At 61.2% G+C, this 14967-nt stretch carries 16 protein-coding genes; 11 read left to right on the top strand and 5 right to left on the bottom strand.

Features of this window, described 5'->3' with window-relative positions:
* Window position 1: 1 nt before the first annotated feature.
* A complete protein-coding gene (locus PLD_RS19880) occupies window positions 2-526 on the bottom strand; it encodes an HAD family hydrolase (protein WP_159895699.1) in 525 nt (174 codons plus the stop codon).
* On the bottom strand, window positions 526-1500 hold the full coding sequence (locus PLD_RS19885; protein ID WP_159895701.1) for a KpsF/GutQ family sugar-phosphate isomerase: 975 nt from the start codon (window positions 1498-1500) through the stop codon (window positions 526-528). Before PLD_RS19885 ends, PLD_RS19880 begins: the two co-directional genes overlap by 1 nt.
* A gap of 264 nt (window positions 1501-1764) precedes the next feature.
* Between PLD_RS19885 and PLD_RS19890 the strand changes: the two genes are divergently transcribed.
* The 10 genes from PLD_RS19890 to hisC all read left to right on the top strand — a co-directional run bounded on the left by PLD_RS19890 (window position 1765) and on the right by hisC (window position 9755).
* A complete protein-coding gene (locus tag PLD_RS19890) occupies window positions 1765-2574 on the top strand; it encodes an ATP-binding cassette domain-containing protein (RefSeq protein ID WP_159895703.1) in 810 nt (269 codons plus the stop codon).
* Window positions 2574-3371 carry a lipid asymmetry maintenance ABC transporter permease subunit MlaE gene (gene mlaE / locus PLD_RS19895; protein ID WP_159895705.1) on the top strand — a complete coding sequence of 266 codons (798 nt, stop codon included), beginning with the start codon at window positions 2574-2576 and terminating at the stop codon, window positions 3369-3371. The genes PLD_RS19890 and mlaE overlap by 1 nt, the downstream gene beginning before the upstream one ends.
* Window positions 3371-3838, top strand: a complete 468-nt coding sequence (gene mlaD / locus PLD_RS19900; protein ID WP_159895707.1) for an outer membrane lipid asymmetry maintenance protein MlaD — start codon at window positions 3371-3373, stop codon at window positions 3836-3838. Before mlaE ends, mlaD begins: the two co-directional genes overlap by 1 nt.
* Before the next feature lie 11 nt (window positions 3839-3849).
* Window positions 3850-4503, top strand: a complete 654-nt coding sequence (locus PLD_RS19905) for a phospholipid-binding protein MlaC (protein ID WP_159895710.1) — start codon at window positions 3850-3852, stop codon at window positions 4501-4503.
* Window positions 4500-4805, top strand: coding sequence for a lipid asymmetry maintenance protein MlaB (locus PLD_RS19910; RefSeq protein ID WP_159895712.1), 306 nt, complete (start codon window positions 4500-4502; stop codon window positions 4803-4805). The genes PLD_RS19905 and PLD_RS19910 overlap by 4 nt, the downstream gene beginning before the upstream one ends.
* A 119-nt stretch (window positions 4806-4924) precedes the next feature.
* Complete coding sequence (locus PLD_RS19915) at window positions 4925-5164, top strand: BolA family protein (RefSeq protein WP_016966651.1); 240 nt, start codon at window positions 4925-4927, stop codon at window positions 5162-5164.
* A gap of 22 nt (window positions 5165-5186) precedes the next feature.
* Window positions 5187-6452, top strand: a complete 1266-nt coding sequence (gene murA, locus PLD_RS19920; protein WP_159895714.1) for a UDP-N-acetylglucosamine 1-carboxyvinyltransferase — start codon at window positions 5187-5189, stop codon at window positions 6450-6452.
* 129 nt (window positions 6453-6581) lie between these two features.
* Entirely contained in the window at window positions 6582-7217 is a 636-nt protein-coding gene (hisG, locus tag PLD_RS19925) for an ATP phosphoribosyltransferase (protein ID WP_159895716.1), read from the top strand.
* A gap of 154 nt (window positions 7218-7371) precedes the next feature.
* Window positions 7372-8700, top strand: coding sequence for a histidinol dehydrogenase (gene hisD / locus PLD_RS19930; RefSeq protein ID WP_159895718.1), 1329 nt, complete (start codon window positions 7372-7374; stop codon window positions 8698-8700).
* A 2-nt stretch (window positions 8701-8702) separates the two neighbouring features.
* Window positions 8703-9755 (top strand): histidinol-phosphate transaminase, encoded by a 1053-nt coding sequence (gene hisC, locus PLD_RS19935; RefSeq protein WP_159895720.1) that lies wholly within the window; start codon window positions 8703-8705, stop codon window positions 9753-9755.
* A gap of 96 nt (window positions 9756-9851) precedes the next feature.
* Here hisC and PLD_RS19940 read toward each other — a convergent pair whose 3' ends face one another.
* From PLD_RS19940 to algW, 3 genes are all read right to left on the bottom strand, one after another.
* Window positions 9852-10580, bottom strand: a complete 729-nt coding sequence (locus tag PLD_RS19940) for a DUF4198 domain-containing protein (protein WP_159895722.1) — start codon at window positions 10578-10580, stop codon at window positions 9852-9854.
* A gap of 12 nt (window positions 10581-10592) precedes the next feature.
* Window positions 10593-12698, bottom strand: a complete 2106-nt coding sequence (locus PLD_RS19945; protein ID WP_159895724.1) for a TonB-dependent siderophore receptor — start codon at window positions 12696-12698, stop codon at window positions 10593-10595.
* Window positions 12699-12782: 84 nt separating this feature from the next.
* Complete coding sequence (algW, locus tag PLD_RS19950) at window positions 12783-13937, bottom strand: Do family serine endopeptidase AlgW (protein WP_159895726.1); 1155 nt, start codon at window positions 13935-13937, stop codon at window positions 12783-12785.
* Window positions 13938-14037: 100 nt separating this feature from the next.
* Between algW and PLD_RS19955 the strand changes: the two genes are divergently transcribed.
* On the top strand, window positions 14038-14796 hold the full coding sequence (locus PLD_RS19955) for a Nif3-like dinuclear metal center hexameric protein (RefSeq protein WP_159895728.1): 759 nt from the start codon (window positions 14038-14040) through the stop codon (window positions 14794-14796).
* Window positions 14797-14967 lie beyond the last annotated feature (171 nt).

Raw genomic sequence — 14967 nt, forward strand, 5'->3', positions numbered from 1 at the left:
TCTATAGGTAAGCGGCGTTGGCTGCTTCAAGGCGATCCTGGGCTTGCAGGATCAGTTCGCAAAACTCCCTGGCGGCACCTTCGCCACCACGGGCTGCGGTAACGCCGTGGGCGTGTTCGCGAACAAAGCCGGCCGCGTTGGCCACCGCCATGCCCAGGCCGACGCGGCGGATCACCGGCAGGTCGGGCAGGTCGTCACCCAGATAGGCGACTTGTTCATAGCTTAGGCCTAGCTGGGCAAGAAGTTCGTCCAGCACCACCAGCTTGTCTTCGCGCCCCTGATACAGGTGGGGGATACCCAGGTTTTTCGCGCGGCGTTCCACCACGGGCGTTTTGCGTCCGCTGATAATCGCGGTCTGTACCCCGGCGGCCATGAGCATCTTGATGCCTTGGCCATCGAGGGTGTTGAAGGTCTTGAATTCGCTGCCGTCTTCCAGGAAGTACAGGCGACCGTCGGTCAGCACACCGTCGACGTCGAAAACCGCCAGCTTGATGTGTTTGCCGCGTTGCAGCAGATCGGCATTCATTACATGACTCCCGCGCGCAGCAGGTCGTGCATGTTCAAGGCGCCGATCGGTCGGTCATCCTTGTCCACCACCACCAGGGCGCTGATTTTATGGTCTTCCATGATTTTCAGGGCTTCGGCGGCCAGCATATCAGCGCGCGCGGTCTTGCCATGAGGGGTCATCACCGAATCGATGGTGGCGTGGTGGATATCAATGGCGCGATCCAGGGTGCGACGCAGGTCGCCGTCGGTGAAGATCCCCGCCAGGCAGCCATCGTTCTCCAGAATGACCGTCATGCCGAGACCCTTGCGGGTCATTTCCATGAGGGCGTCCTTGAGCAGTGTGCCCCGTTGCACCTGTGGCAGATCGTTGCCTTCGTGCATGACGTTCTCGACCTTGAGCAACAGGCGACGGCCGAGCGCGCCTCCCGGGTGGGAGAAAGCAAAGTCTTCGGCAGTAAATCCACGGGCTTCCAACAGCGCCACGGCCAGGGCGTCGCCCATCACCAGGGCGGCAGTGGTGGAGGAGGTGGGGGCCAGATTCAACGGGCAGGCTTCGTGCTCGACGTGGACATTGAGGTTGACGTCTGCGGCCTTGGCCAGTGGCGAATCAGGGTTGCCGGTGAGGCTGATCAGTTGGATGCCCAAACGCTTGATCAGCGGTAGCAGGGTGACGATTTCGTTGGTGGAGCCAGAGTTGGAGAGGGCCAGGATCACGTCGTCGCGGGTGATCATGCCCATGTCGCCATGGCTGGCTTCGGCCGGATGGACAAAGAAAGCGGTGGTTCCGGTGCTGGCCAGGGTGGCGGCGATCTTGTTGCCTATGTGCCCGGACTTACCCATGCCGACCACGACCACGCGGCCTTTGCTGTCCAGAATCATCTCGCAAGCGCGTACGAAATCTGCGTCGATGTGGGGCAGCAAGCCTTCTACGGCCTGAAGTTCGAGGCGGATGGTGCGTTGTGCTGATTGAATCAGGTCGCTGGATTGGCTCATGTCTGAAGTCGTATAGCCCGATGAAAAGGCGGCGATTATAGCGGCAATGAACAAATCCCTCACGCAAGTTCGTCAGCCTTTGTCTACTGCTTGCAAGGAATCCGCCGATTTTGCCTGTCGCCGAGCTGAATGGTGACGGCTTCGGCCTTGGGGGCTCCGTATCAGCAGTGATATAGTTCGCCGCCAGTTCGGCCTGCCCAGGAGCGTGTACTCCCGGCAGGGAGCCAAGCGTCCGAGTGATAGGCTGCATCGCAAGGAGTTTAGATGAGTGCCGATAACGCCTACGCGGTCGAGCTGAAGGGACTGACCTTCAAGCGCGGTACGCGCAGCATTTTCAATAACGTGGACATTCGTATTCCGCGAGGCAAGGTCACCGGCATCATGGGGCCTTCAGGCTGCGGGAAAACCACCCTGTTGCGCTTGATGGGCATGCAGTTGCGGCCCAGCAGTGGCGAGGTGTGGGTCAATGGCCAGAATCTACCGACCCTCTCGCGCAGTGATCTGTTCGATGCGCGCAAGCACATGGGCGTGTTGTTTCAGAGTGGGGCGTTATTCACGGACCTGGATGTCTTCGAGAACGTGGCCTTCCCGCTGCGGGTGCATACTCAACTGCCGGACGAAATGATTCGCGACATTGTCTTGCTCAAACTGCAGGCGGTGGGCTTGCGTGGAGCCATCGATTTGATGCCCGACGAGCTGTCCGGCGGCATGAAACGCCGCGTCGCGCTGGCCCGTGCCATTGCTCTGGACCCGAAGATTCTCATGTATGACGAGCCTTTCGTCGGCCAGGACCCGATTGCCATGGGTGTTCTGGTGCGTTTGATTCGTCTGCTCAACGATGCCTTGGGCATTACCAGCATTTTGGTTTCCCACGACCTTGCGGAAACCGCGAGCATTGCCGATTACCTCTATGTGGTGGGCGACGGCCAGGTGCTGGGGCACGGAACTCCCAAAGCGCTGATGGACTCCGACAATCCGCGTATTCGCCAATTCATGAAGGGCGATCCTGACGGCCCGGTGCCGTTCCATTTTCCAGCGACGGACTACCGCGCAGATCTTCTGGGGAAGCGTTGATGCGCAAGATATCGCTAATCGAAAGGGTTCGTCTCTTCGGTCAGTCAGGCATCGATGTCCTGGCGGTACTGGGGCGTTCTGCGCTGTTCCTGTTTCATGCGCTGCTGGGACGTGGCGGTATCGGCGGCAGTTTCAGCTTGTTGATCAAGCAATTGCACTCGGTGGGTGTGATGTCTCTGGTGATCATCGTCGTGTCGGGGATTTTCATCGGCATGGTGCTGGCGCTGCAGGGGTTCAACATTCTATCCAGCTACGGTTCGGAGCAGGCTGTGGGGCAGATGGTTGCCTTGACCTTGCTGCGGGAGTTGGGGCCGGTGGTCACTGCGCTGCTGTTCGCCGGACGGGCCGGCTCGGCGCTGACGGCGGAGATCGGCAACATGAAATCCACTGAACAGCTCTCCAGCCTGGAAATGATCGGTGTCGATCCACTCAAGTACATCATTGCGCCACGTCTGTGGGCCGGCTTTATTTCCCTGCCTCTGCTGGCGATGATTTTCAGCGTGGTGGGCATCTGGGGCGGCTCCTGGGTTGCCGTCGACTGGCTGGGCGTCTATGAGGGCTCCTACTGGGCGAACATGCAGAACAGCGTGACCTTCAGTGATGACGTACTTAACGGTGTGATCAAAAGTATTGTTTTTGCGTTTGTAGTGACCTGGATCGCCGTATTCCAAGGCTATGACTGTGAGCCCACTTCAGAGGGGATCAGCCGTGCCACTACCAAGACCGTGGTGTACGCCTCGCTGGCTGTACTCGGCTTGGACTTTATTCTGACCGCCTTGATGTTTGGAGATTTCTGATGCAAAACCGCACCCTGGAAATCGGTGTCGGCCTATTCCTGCTGGCTGGCATCCTGGCTTTGCTGTTGCTTGCCCTGCGCGTCAGTGGCCTGTCTCCGGCAACGAGCACCGATACTTATAAGTTGTATGCATATTTCGACAACATCGCCGGTTTGACGGTCCGATCGAAAGTGACCATGGCCGGTGTCACCATCGGCAAGGTCACGGCGATCGATCTGGATCGTGACAGTTTTACGGGGCGGGTGACGATGCAGTTGGAAAAGCGCGTAGATAACCTGCCGACCGACTCCACCGCATCTATCCTGACGGCGGGTCTGTTGGGTGAGAAATACATCGGTATCAGCGTGGGCGGGGACGAAGCCTTGCTCAAGGATGGTGGCACCATCCACGACACTCAGTCATCGCTGGTCCTGGAGGACCTGATCGGTAAATTCCTGCTCAATACCGTTAGCAAAGACGCCAAATGAGGAGCTTTTCGATGATCTCTATTTTGCGACGTGGTCTCTTGGTTCTGCTGGCGGCACTGCCTTTGCTGGCGAACGCGACAAGCGGCCCTTCCGCACATGAACTGGTGCAGGATACAACCACCCGCCTGCTTGCTGATCTGGCGGCTAATAAAGAGAAGTACAAGCAAAGTCCGAATGACTTCTACAACGCCTTGAACGACATTGTCGGCCCCGTGGTGGATGCCGATGGCATCTCCCGTAGCATCATGACGGTGAAGTATTCGCGTAAGGCCACGCCGGAGCAGATGGCGCGTTTCCAGGAAAACTTCAAGCGCAGCCTGATGCAGTTCTATGGCAACGCGTTGCTTGAGTACAACAACCAGGGCATCACGGTTTCTCCGGCCAAGGACGAAAGCGGTAGCCGCACCAGCGTCGATATGCAAGTCAAGGGCAATAACGGGGTGATCTACCCAGTGTCTTACACCCTGGAAAAGATCAACGATGCGTGGAAGGTGCGTAACGTCATTATCAACGGCATCAACATCGGCAAGTTGTTCCGTGATCAGTTCTCCGACGCCATGCAGCGCAATGGCAACAACCTGGACAAGACCATCGATGGCTGGGCCGGCGAAGTAGCCAAAGCCAAGGAAGTCACCGAGGGTGCGGCGCAGAAGGGCGCGCAATGAGTGAGGCGGGTGTGCGCCTGGGGGGTGCCGGGGAGTTGCTGATCAGCGGGGTGCTGGATTATCGCAGCGGTCCTGAGCTGCGCAAGCAGGGCCAGGCGCTGATTAAATCGAGTCAGGCGTCGGCGTTGGTGCTCGATTGTTCGGCGGTGGAGAAATCCAGCAGTGTCGGTCTCGCGCTGTTGCTGGCGTTTATTCGCGACGCTCAGGGCCTTGGCAAGACAGTCAGCATTCGTGCCCTGCCCGACGACATGCGAGAAATCGCCGAAGTCTGCGGGGTTACCGAGATCCTCGAGCATCCATAGCAATCCACATCTATACAGAACCCCCCCCCGTCAGAGTCCTGCTATGCGGGGTTCGCAGGCGCGGGGCTTTTTTGTATGATGTCCGACCCGCGCGCACAGGGCGCCGATTGAGGTTGAGCATGCAGGCCAACGAAGTGAAGAGCTTTCTTGAGGGAAAGCTGCCCGGAGCTCAGGTAGAAGTTGAGGGCGAAGGCTGCAACTTTCAGCTGAACGTGATTAGCGACGAACTGGTGGCCTTGAGCCCGGTCAAGCGTCAGCAGAGCATCTATGCCCATTTGAATCCATGGATTGCCGATGGCAGCATCCATGCGATCACGATGAAATTTTTCAGCCGCGCGGCCTGGGCCGAGCGCACCTGAGCCCAAGGGCGTCGAGACTGTTATGGATAAATTGATTATTACCGGCGGCGTTCGCTTAGATGGCGAGATCCGCATTTCCGGGGCCAAGAACTCCGCGCTGCCGATTCTGGCGGCAACCCTGCTGTGCGATGGCCCGGTTACCGTGGCCAACCTTCCGCATCTGCACGACATCACCACCATGATCGAACTGTTCGGTCGCATGGGCATCGAGCCGGTGATCGACGAGAAACTCAGTGTCGAAATCGATCCGCGCACCATCAAGACCCTGGTGGCGCCTTACGAGCTGGTGAAAACCATGCGCGCCTCGATCCTGGTGCTGGGCCCGATGGTTGCCCGTTTCGGCGAAGCTGAAGTGGCCCTGCCTGGTGGTTGTGCCATCGGTTCACGTCCGGTGGACTTGCACATCCGCGGTCTGGAAGCCATGGGCGCGATCATCGACGTCGAAGGCGGCTACATCAAGGCCAAGGCCCCGGAAGGCGGCTTGCGCGGCGCGAACTTCTTCTTCGATACCGTGAGCGTGACCGGTACCGAGAACATCATGATGGCCGCCGCCCTGGCCCGAGGCCGCAGCGTGCTGCAAAACGCCGCTCGCGAACCTGAAGTCGTCGACCTGGCGAACTTCCTGATCGCCATGGGCGCGAAGATTTCTGGCGCCGGCACCGACACCATCACCATCGATGGCGTCGAGCGTCTGCATTCGGCGGTTTACAAAGTCATGCCTGACCGTATCGAAACCGGCACCTACCTGGTGGCCGCAGCCGTCACTGGCGGGCGGGTCAAGGTCAAGGACACCGATCCGACCATCCTTGAAGCCGTACTGGAAAAACTCAAGGAAGCCGGCGCTGAGGTTACAACCGGCAGCGACTGGATCGAGCTCAACATGCATGGCAAGCGCCCCAAGGCGGTCAACGTGCGTACCGCTCCGTACCCGGCGTTCCCAACCGACATGCAAGCGCAGTTCATTTCCCTGAACGCGATTGCCGAAGGCACGGGCGCGGTCATCGAGACCATTTTCGAAAACCGCTTCATGCACGTGTACGAGCTGCACCGCATGGGCGCCAAGATCCAGGTCGAAGGCAACACCGCGATCGTTACCGGCACCGAGATCCTCAAGGGCGCGCCAGTCATGGCCACCGACCTGCGGGCCTCGGCCAGTCTGGTGATCTCGGCCCTGATGGCCGAAGGCGACACCCTGATCGACCGCATCTACCACATCGACCGTGGTTATGAGTGCATCGAAGAGAAGCTGCAGATGCTCGGCGCCAAGATCCGCCGCGTACCGGGCTAGTTGCAGGACGGGCACAGGGAGGTGCCCACAGCCGAATCTGTTCCACGTCGAGCCTGTCTTCAGGCTCGACGCATGTCTGGCGCCATTTGCGTCCGGGCATCAGTCGCCGCATAAGGACTTACGTTACTCATGTTGACCATCGCACTGTCCAAGGGCCGTATCCTCGACGACACGCTGCCGCTTCTGGCTGAAGCGGGCATCGTGCCAACCGAGAATCCGGACAAGAGCCGCAAACTGATCATCCCCACGACCCAGGACGATGTTCGCCTGCTGATCGTGCGTGCCACCGACGTGCCGACCTATGTCGAACATGGCGCCGCCGACCTCGGGGTGGCGGGCAAGGACGTCCTGATGGAGTACACCGGCCAGGGGCTGTACGAGCCTCTGGATCTGCAGATTGCCCAATGCAAGCTGATGACTGCTGGTGCCATTGGTGCTGTCGAACCCAAGGGGCGCCTGCGCGTGGCCACCAAGTTCGTCAACGTGGCCAAGCGTTACTACGCCGAACAGGGCCGCCAGGTGGACATCATCAAGCTCTACGGCTCGATGGAGCTGGCACCGCTGATCGGTCTGGCGGACAAGATCATCGACGTGGTCGACACCGGCAACACCCTGCGGGCCAACGGCCTGGAGCCCCAGGAACTGATCGCCACCATCAGCTCCCGCCTGGTGGTCAACAAGGCATCGATGAAGATGCAGCACGCCCGTATCCAGGCGTTGATCGACACCCTGCGCAAGGCAGTGGAATCGCGACACCGCGGCTGATTCACATGCGCGGCCTTGAGCCGCGCCCATCTATCCGTGTCATAGCCAGAATGCTCAGGTGCCCACGCGGATGGCTTGGTAGTCTTGCGGCGCCTGAGCTTTGCAAATCCAAGCTTGCCCTTTTGTGCATTCGCCAATCATTGAGGCCTTCGCTATGACCGCTCCGACTGCAATTCGCCGACTCAACGCTGCCGACCCGGATTTCGCCCGTCATCTGGATCATCTGCTGAGCTGGGAAAGTGTCTCTGACGATTCGGTCAATCAGCGGGTGCTGGACATCATCAAGGCCGTGCGCGAGCGCGGCGATGCGGCGCTGGTGGAATTCACCCAGCGCTTCGACGGCCTGCAAGTGGCGTCCATGGCTGACCTGATCCTGCCGCGCGAGCGCCTGGAACTGGCCCTGACCCGAATCACCGTGGCCCAGCGCGAAGCCCTGGAAAAGGCCGCGGCGCGGGTGCGCAGCTATCACGAGAAGCAGAAGCAGGACTCCTGGAGCTACACCGAGGCCGACGGCACGGTGCTGGGCCAGAAGGTCACGCCGCTGGACCGCGCCGGCCTGTACGTGCCGGGGGGCAAGGCCTCCTATCCGTCGTCGGTGCTGATGAACGCGATCCCGGCCAAGGTGGCGGGCGTGACCGAGGTGGTGATGGTGGTGCCGACCCCCCGTGGCGAGGTCAATGAGCTGGTGCTGGCCGCCGCCTGCATTGCCGGGGTTGACCGGGTGTTCACCATCGGTGGCGCCCAGGCCGTGGCCGCGCTGGCCTATGGCACCGAAAGCGTGCCTCAGGTGGACAAGGTGGTCGGCCCGGGCAATATCTATGTGGCCACCGCCAAGCGCCATGTGTTCGGCCAGGTGGGGATCGACATGATCGCCGGCCCGTCGGAGATCCTCGTGGTCTGCGACGGCCAGACCGATCCAGACTGGATTGCCATGGACCTGTTTTCCCAGGCCGAGCACGACGAAGACGCCCAGGCGATCCTGGTCAGCCCGGACGCCGAGTTCCTCGACCAGGTGGCGGCGAGCATCGCCAAGCTGCTGCCGACCATGGAGCGCGCAGCAATCATCAACACCTCGATCAATGGCCGTGGCGCCCTGATCCAGGTTCGCGACATGCAGCAAGCCATGGACGTGGCCAACCGCATTGCCCCCGAGCACCTGGAGTTGTCGGTGGCCGACCCGCAAGCCTGGTTGCCGCAGATCCGTCACGCCGGGGCGATCTTCATGGGCCGTCACACCTCCGAGGCGTTGGGCGATTACTGCGCCGGGCCGAACCATGTGCTGCCGACGTCCGGCACCGCGCGCTTCTCTTCGCCGCTGGGGGTGTATGACTTCCAGAAACGCTCGTCGATCATCTTCTGTTCCGAGCAGGGCGCGTCCGAGCTGGGCAAGACCGCCTCGGTGCTGGCCCGTGGCGAGTCGCTGACCGCCCACGCCCGCAGCGCCGAATACCGCATCGTCGACGACCAAGATCAGGGGCAATGAACATGAGCAAATTCTGGAGTCCATTCGTCAAGAACCTGGTGCCTTACGTGCCGGGGGAACAACCCAAGCTGACCAAGCTGGTCAAGCTCAACACCAATGAAAACCCCTATGGACCTTCGCCCAAGGCCTTGGCGGCGATGCAGGCCGAGCTCAACGACAACCTGCGCCTGTATCCCGATCCCAACAGCGACCTGCTCAAGCAGGCCGTGGCCCGCTATTACGGGGTGCAGGGCAATCAAGTGTTCCTTGGCAACGGTTCCGACGAAGTCTTGGCGCACATTTTTCATGGCCTGCTGCAGCAGGATAAGCCGCTGCTGTTCCCGGACATCAGCTACAGCTTCTACCCGGTGTACTGCGGCCTGTACGGCATCGATTTCGAAGCGGTGGAACTGGATCAGCAGTTCCGCATTCGCGTGAGCGACTACGCCAAGCCCAATGGCGGGATCATCTTCCCCAACCCGAACGCGCCCACCGGCTGCTTGCTGGCCCTGGACGCCGTGGAGCAGATCCTCCAGGCCAGCCCGGATTCGGTGGTGGTCGTGGACGAAGCCTATATCGACTTCGGTGGCCAGTCCGCGATCAGCCTGGTGGACCGCTACCCCAACCTGCTGGTGACCCAGACCCTGTCCAAGTCGCGCTCTCTGGCCGGCCTGCGGGTGGGCCTGGCGGTGGGGCACCCGGACCTGATCGAGGCCCTGGAGCGGATCAAGAACAGCTTCAACTCCTACCCGCTGGATCGCCTGGCGATCGTCGGTGCCGCAGCGGCCTTCGAGGACCGCGAGTACTTCGCCAAGACCTGCCAGTGGGTGATCGACAGCCGCGAGTGGGTGGTGGCGCAGTTGCAGGCCAAGGGCTTTGAAGTGCTGCCATCGGCGGCCAACTTCATCTTTGCCCGCCACCCCCAGCACGACGCAGCCGGCCTGGCGGCCAAGCTGCGTGAGCAAGGAGTGATAGTGCGTCACTTCAAGCAGGAGCGGATCGCCCAATTCCTGCGCATCAGCATCGGCACGCCGGAGCAGAACCAGGCGCTGATCGACGGATTGGGGCAACTTTAAGCCGCAAGCTGCAAGTTAGACGCCCAGAGCCAATGCTTGGAGCCTCTCGCTTGCAGCTACAAGCTTGCCGCCTGTAGCTGCAGCCCCCGGCTGCTCTCACTCGTGGTGCGGCTCGCCGAGGAAGGTCAGGGAGCTGAACAGGCCGCGTGAAGCCACATCCGGGTCCTCCTTGAGCGGCACTTCAAGCGCTGCGGCAATCACGTTCAAGCCTTCATTTCTCACCAACACTTGAGCGCGTCCCTGGGCATCGGTTTCGGTGCTCAGGGTGCTCGGTGCATTGCGGTAGTCGCCGATCAACTTGACCCCTGCCACGGGCTGCCCATCCAGCAGTACCCGCACCGGCAGGCTGTTGCCCTGGCCCACGGTCAGTGGGTCGACTTCCGGCAGGATCAGCAGCTTGAGCTGTTCCAGCTTGGGCAGCTTCGCCCCCGCTTGATAGATCGCCAGGCTGTACTTGAAGGTGTGGGTCGAGGCGATGGCCCCCGGGACTTTGCTGCGCCCCTGGTTGACCCAGCGTTTGTCCGCTGTTTGCGACCACGGACCGTTGTCCAGCGCCACGGCCAGCACCGCCGGTGGCTTGAGTGGTTGCAGGCGCGCGTGGTCGGCCAGGCGTTGTACGGTCACCGGAATCATTCTGGCGGCGGCGTCGTAGGCCCAGGCACCACTGACCTTCTTGGCCTTGAAGGCGTCGTCTTCGGCGCCGTGGCCGTAGATCACTTCGATATTGCCGCGGCGCTGTTCGGTCCACAGACCGTGGGCCGAGGCCTGGGTTGTACCCAGGGTGGCGAGCAGGCCCAGCAGGGCGATTGATTTGAGGTTGTGCATGGCGATTTCCGGCTACAGGTTGAGTGTCAGGCTGACGGTGAAGTTTCGCGGCTCGCCGGGGTTGACCCAGTAGTTGCTGTAGGAGCGCTCGTAGTACTTCTCGTCGAACAGGTTGTTCAGGTTCAGGCCCAGGGTCAGGTTGTCGCTGGCCTTGTAGTGGGCCAGCAGGTCCAGGGTGCGGTAGGCGGGCAACTCGAAGCGGCCTCCGGCCTCGCCCGAGCGATCGCCGACGTAGGTCAGGGCGGCGCCGACGTCCGAGCCTTTGAGTCGTCCGTCCTGGAACTCATAGACGCCCAACAGGCTGCCACTGTGCTTGGCCACGCCGAGTATGCGACTGCCGGCGGGGATCGCCCGATCGCCCTTGGTGACCTCGGCATCGATCAAGGCATAGGCACCAATCACCCGCACCGCATCGGTCAACTGGCCGGTCACTTGCACGTCGAAGCCCTGGCTGCGGGCCTTGCCCACGGCGCGGCTGGCGTCGGTGCCGGGGTCCAGGGCCAGGACGTTTTCCTTGTCGATATGGAAGGCGGCGAGGGTGGCGCTCAGACGCTCGTCGAACAGCTCGCTCTTGATCCCCACTTCATAACCGACACCTTCCTCGGGCTTGAAGGTCTTGCCGTCCGCATCCAGCCCGTTGTTGGGCTTGAACGAGGTGGAGGCATTGGCGAACAGGCCCACTTGCGGAGTCAACTGATAGAGCAGGCCGGCGCGCTGGGTCAGGGCGTCGTGGCTCTGGCGGCTGCGTTTGCCGGTGGTGTGGTCGTCGATCCGTTGCTCGAAATGTTCGAAGCGGACGCCGAGCATGCCGCGCAAGCGGTCGTTGAAGACAATCTGGTCCTGCAGGTTGAGGGCCTGGCTTTCGACATGTTCGAAAAAGTCCGTGCCGGAACGTTTGCCGTTGGGCTTGGCCTGGCCGTAGATCGGGTCGTAGATGTCGACAGCGTAGGTGCCGCCGGCGAGGCTGGTGACCCGCTCGTTCTTGCGGTAGTTCTCGTATTCGCTGCCGATCAGCAGCTCATGCTGCCAACTGCCGATGTCGAACAGGCCGTGCAGTTCCAGTTGGGTGATGCTGTCGTGCCAGTTGTTGTCGCGCTCGCGATAGCGCCGGTTGACGGTGTGCTGGTCGGTATTCAGCGGGCGGGTTTCCGAGGCGAAGCCCCACAACTTGCCTTCCTTGTAGTGGCTGGCCAGGCGCAGCTTCCAGCTGTCGTTGAGGTGATGTTCCAGAGCGGCCTGGAGGATGGTGTTGTGGTTGTCGATGTTGCCGTCGTTGGGTTCACCGAGGAAGGTCGAGCGCGAGACGCCGCTCCAGCGATTGTTGGGCGCGACGATGCCACGGTCGAAGGTCGAGCTGTGGCGCACGAACTCGCTCTCCACCAGCAGGCTGGTGTCCGGGTTCAGCTGCCAACTGAAGGAGGGGGCGATGAACAACCGGCGGCTGTCCACATGGTCGCGGAAGCTGTGGTTGTCCTCCACCGCCAGGTTGACCCGGGACAGCAGGTTGCCCTGTTCATCCAGCGGGGTGTTGAGGTCCAGGGTGGTGCGGTAGCGGTCCCAGCTGCCAGCGCTGGTCTGCAGGGTGGTGAAGGCTTCGGGCTGGGGTTTCTTGGTCACGATGTTGACCGTGCCGCCGGGGTCGCCACGGCCATAGAGGCTGGCGGCCGGGCCCTTGAGCACTTCAATGCGCTCGATATTGGCCGCGTCGGGGGTGCTGGGGTAACCACGGTTGGCGCTGAAACCGTCCTTGTAGAACTCCGAGGTGGTGAAGCCGCGGATGCTGTACTCATACAGGGTCAGGCCACCGAAGTTGTTTTGCTTGGAAACTCCGCCGGCAAACTCCAGGGCGCGTTCGACGTTGCTGCTGCCCAGGTCCTTGAGCACGCTGGCGGGAATCACGCTGATGGACTGCGGGATGTCGCGAATGGCGGTATCGGTCTTGGTGGCGCTGGATGAGCGAGTGGCCCGGTAGCCTTTGACTGGACCGGTGGCGGATTCGTATTCGCTGGTGATGCGAGTGGTTTCCAGTTCCAGGGATTGTGCTTCTTCGGCGAGCACGGGATCTACGAGCAAGCCCAGGGCCAGGCCTGCCAGGGGGAGTATTTTTCGGGACGTCATGGGCTGTTCCAATAGCGATATTGAAACAATATAACATGACTAATGAGAGTGTATGTTGTTAGCCCGGCATGGCCGGGCCCACTTTTACTCTGCTTCTTTGACCGGTGCGGGCGGCGGCCGCAGACCGATTTCCGCGATCAACTTGAGCTCTTTGCCGTTGCGCATTACCTGGATCTCGACTTTGTCCGTCGGCTTGATCCGCGCCACTTGGTTCATCGAGCGGCGTCCGTCACCTGCAGGTTCGCCGTCGATGCTGAGGATTACGTCGCCCAGTTGCATGCCGGCTTTTTGTGCCGGACCGTCGCGGAAGATGCCTGCTACCACGATCCCCGGACGCCCGGACAGGCCAAAGGACTCTGCCAGTTCCTGAGTCAGTGGTTGCACTTCGATTCCCAACCAGCCACGAATCACCTGGCCGTGTTCGATGATCGACTTCATCACGTCCATGGCCAGCTTGATCGGGATGGCGAAGCCGATGCCTTGGGACCCGCCGGATTTGGAGAAAATGGCGGTGTTGATCCCGGTCAGGTTGCCGTTGGCGTCCACCAGGGCTCCGCCGGAGTTGCCCGGATTGATCGCCGCGTCAGTCTGGATGAAGTCTTCGTAGTTATTCAGGCCCAACTGGTTGCGCCCGGTGGCGCTGATGATGCCCATGGTGACGGTCTGGCCGAACCCGAATGGGTTGCCTATCGCCAGGGCGACATCACCGACGCGAATGTTTTCCGAGCGTCCGACGGTAATCGAGGGCAGGTTTTTCAGGTCGATCTTGAGCACCGCCAGATCGGTTTCCGGATCGCTGCCGATGACCCGAGCCAGGGTTTCCCGGCCGTCCTTGAGGGCCACCACGATCTGCTCGGCGCCGGCGGTCACGTGGTTGTTGGTCAGCAGGTAACCCTCAGGGCTCATGATCACCCCGGAGCCCAGGCTCGACTCCATGCGCTGCTGCTTGGGTGGGTTGTCGCCGAAGAATCGTCGGAACTGCGGGTCTTCAAACAATGGGTGGGCAGGTTTGTTGATGACCTTGGTGGTGTACAGGTTGACCACCGCTGGCGCGGCAATCAAGACCGCATCGGCGTAGGACAGCGGTCCTTGCTGGATGCCGGTGGTTTGTGGCGCCTGCTGCAGGTTGACGTTCAGATTGGGCAAGCCAACCCATTGCGGGTAACGCTGAATAATCAACAACGCGATAAGCACACCGGCCAGAAGCGGCCAGCCAAAAAAACGCAGAGCCTTGAGCATTGAGCAAGTCCTGGGTGGTTACGAAGGGCTGCGCACGGCCCATAATGTCGCGCATTATACGAGGCCGCGCGCCTCTGAACGGGATATTTAGGAGTCTTTTATGGCGGTTGCCCTGAGCACACTGGTGGAAGAAGCGGATCGTTACCTGGGCAGTTCACGTATCGCCGACTATTGTCCCAACGGTTTGCAGGTCGAAGGGCGTCCGCAGGTGATGCGTATTGTCAGTGGCGTCACGGCCAGTCAGGCCCTGTTGGATGCGGCGGTGGAGGCCAAGGCCGACCTGGTGCTGGTGCATCACGGTTACTTCTGGAAGGGCGAGAACCCCTGCGTCGTTGGCATGAAGCAGCGTAGATTGAAAACCCTGCTCAAGCACGATATCAGCCTGTTGGCCTATCACCTGCCCCTGGATCTGCACCCGGAGGTGGGTAACAACGTGCAATTGGCCCGGCAATTGGACATCACCGTGGAAGGGCCGCTGGATCCGGAGAACCCCAAGACCGTCGGGTTGGTGGGGTCGCTCGGTGAGCCCATGACCGCGCGTGACTTTGCCCGGCGGGTGCAGGAAGTGATGGGCCGCGAGCCCCTGTTGATCGACGGCAGCGCGATGATCCGCCGGGTCGGTTGGTGCACCGGGGGGGGCCAGGGTTACATCGATCAGGCGGTGCAGGCCGGTGTCGATCTGTACCTGAGTGGCGAGGCTTCGGAGCAGACCTTCCACAGCGCCCGGGAAAACGACATCAGTTTCATTGCCGCCGGCCATCACGCCACCGAGCGTTATGGGGTCCAGGCCCTGGGTGATTACCTGGCTCGACGCTTTGCCCTGGAACACCTGTTCATCGACTGTCCAAACCCCATCTGAACCTTGTAGGAAACGGCTTGCCGGCGAGGCGTTCCTTAGGCACTCGCAGTGCTTTCGAGGGCGCCTTGGCTATCCAGCCGGTGCCTGCATGGGCCTGCCAGGTCAGGTGTGTTGGCGCCTAACCGGGCGGTATATTCATATATCGTTTCGTTCTAGTTGGCGTCCTGATTA

The organism is Pseudomonas sp. LD120, from assembly GCF_009861525.1.
In the GTDB taxonomy this organism is placed as follows: domain Bacteria; phylum Pseudomonadota; class Gammaproteobacteria; order Pseudomonadales; family Pseudomonadaceae; genus Aquipseudomonas.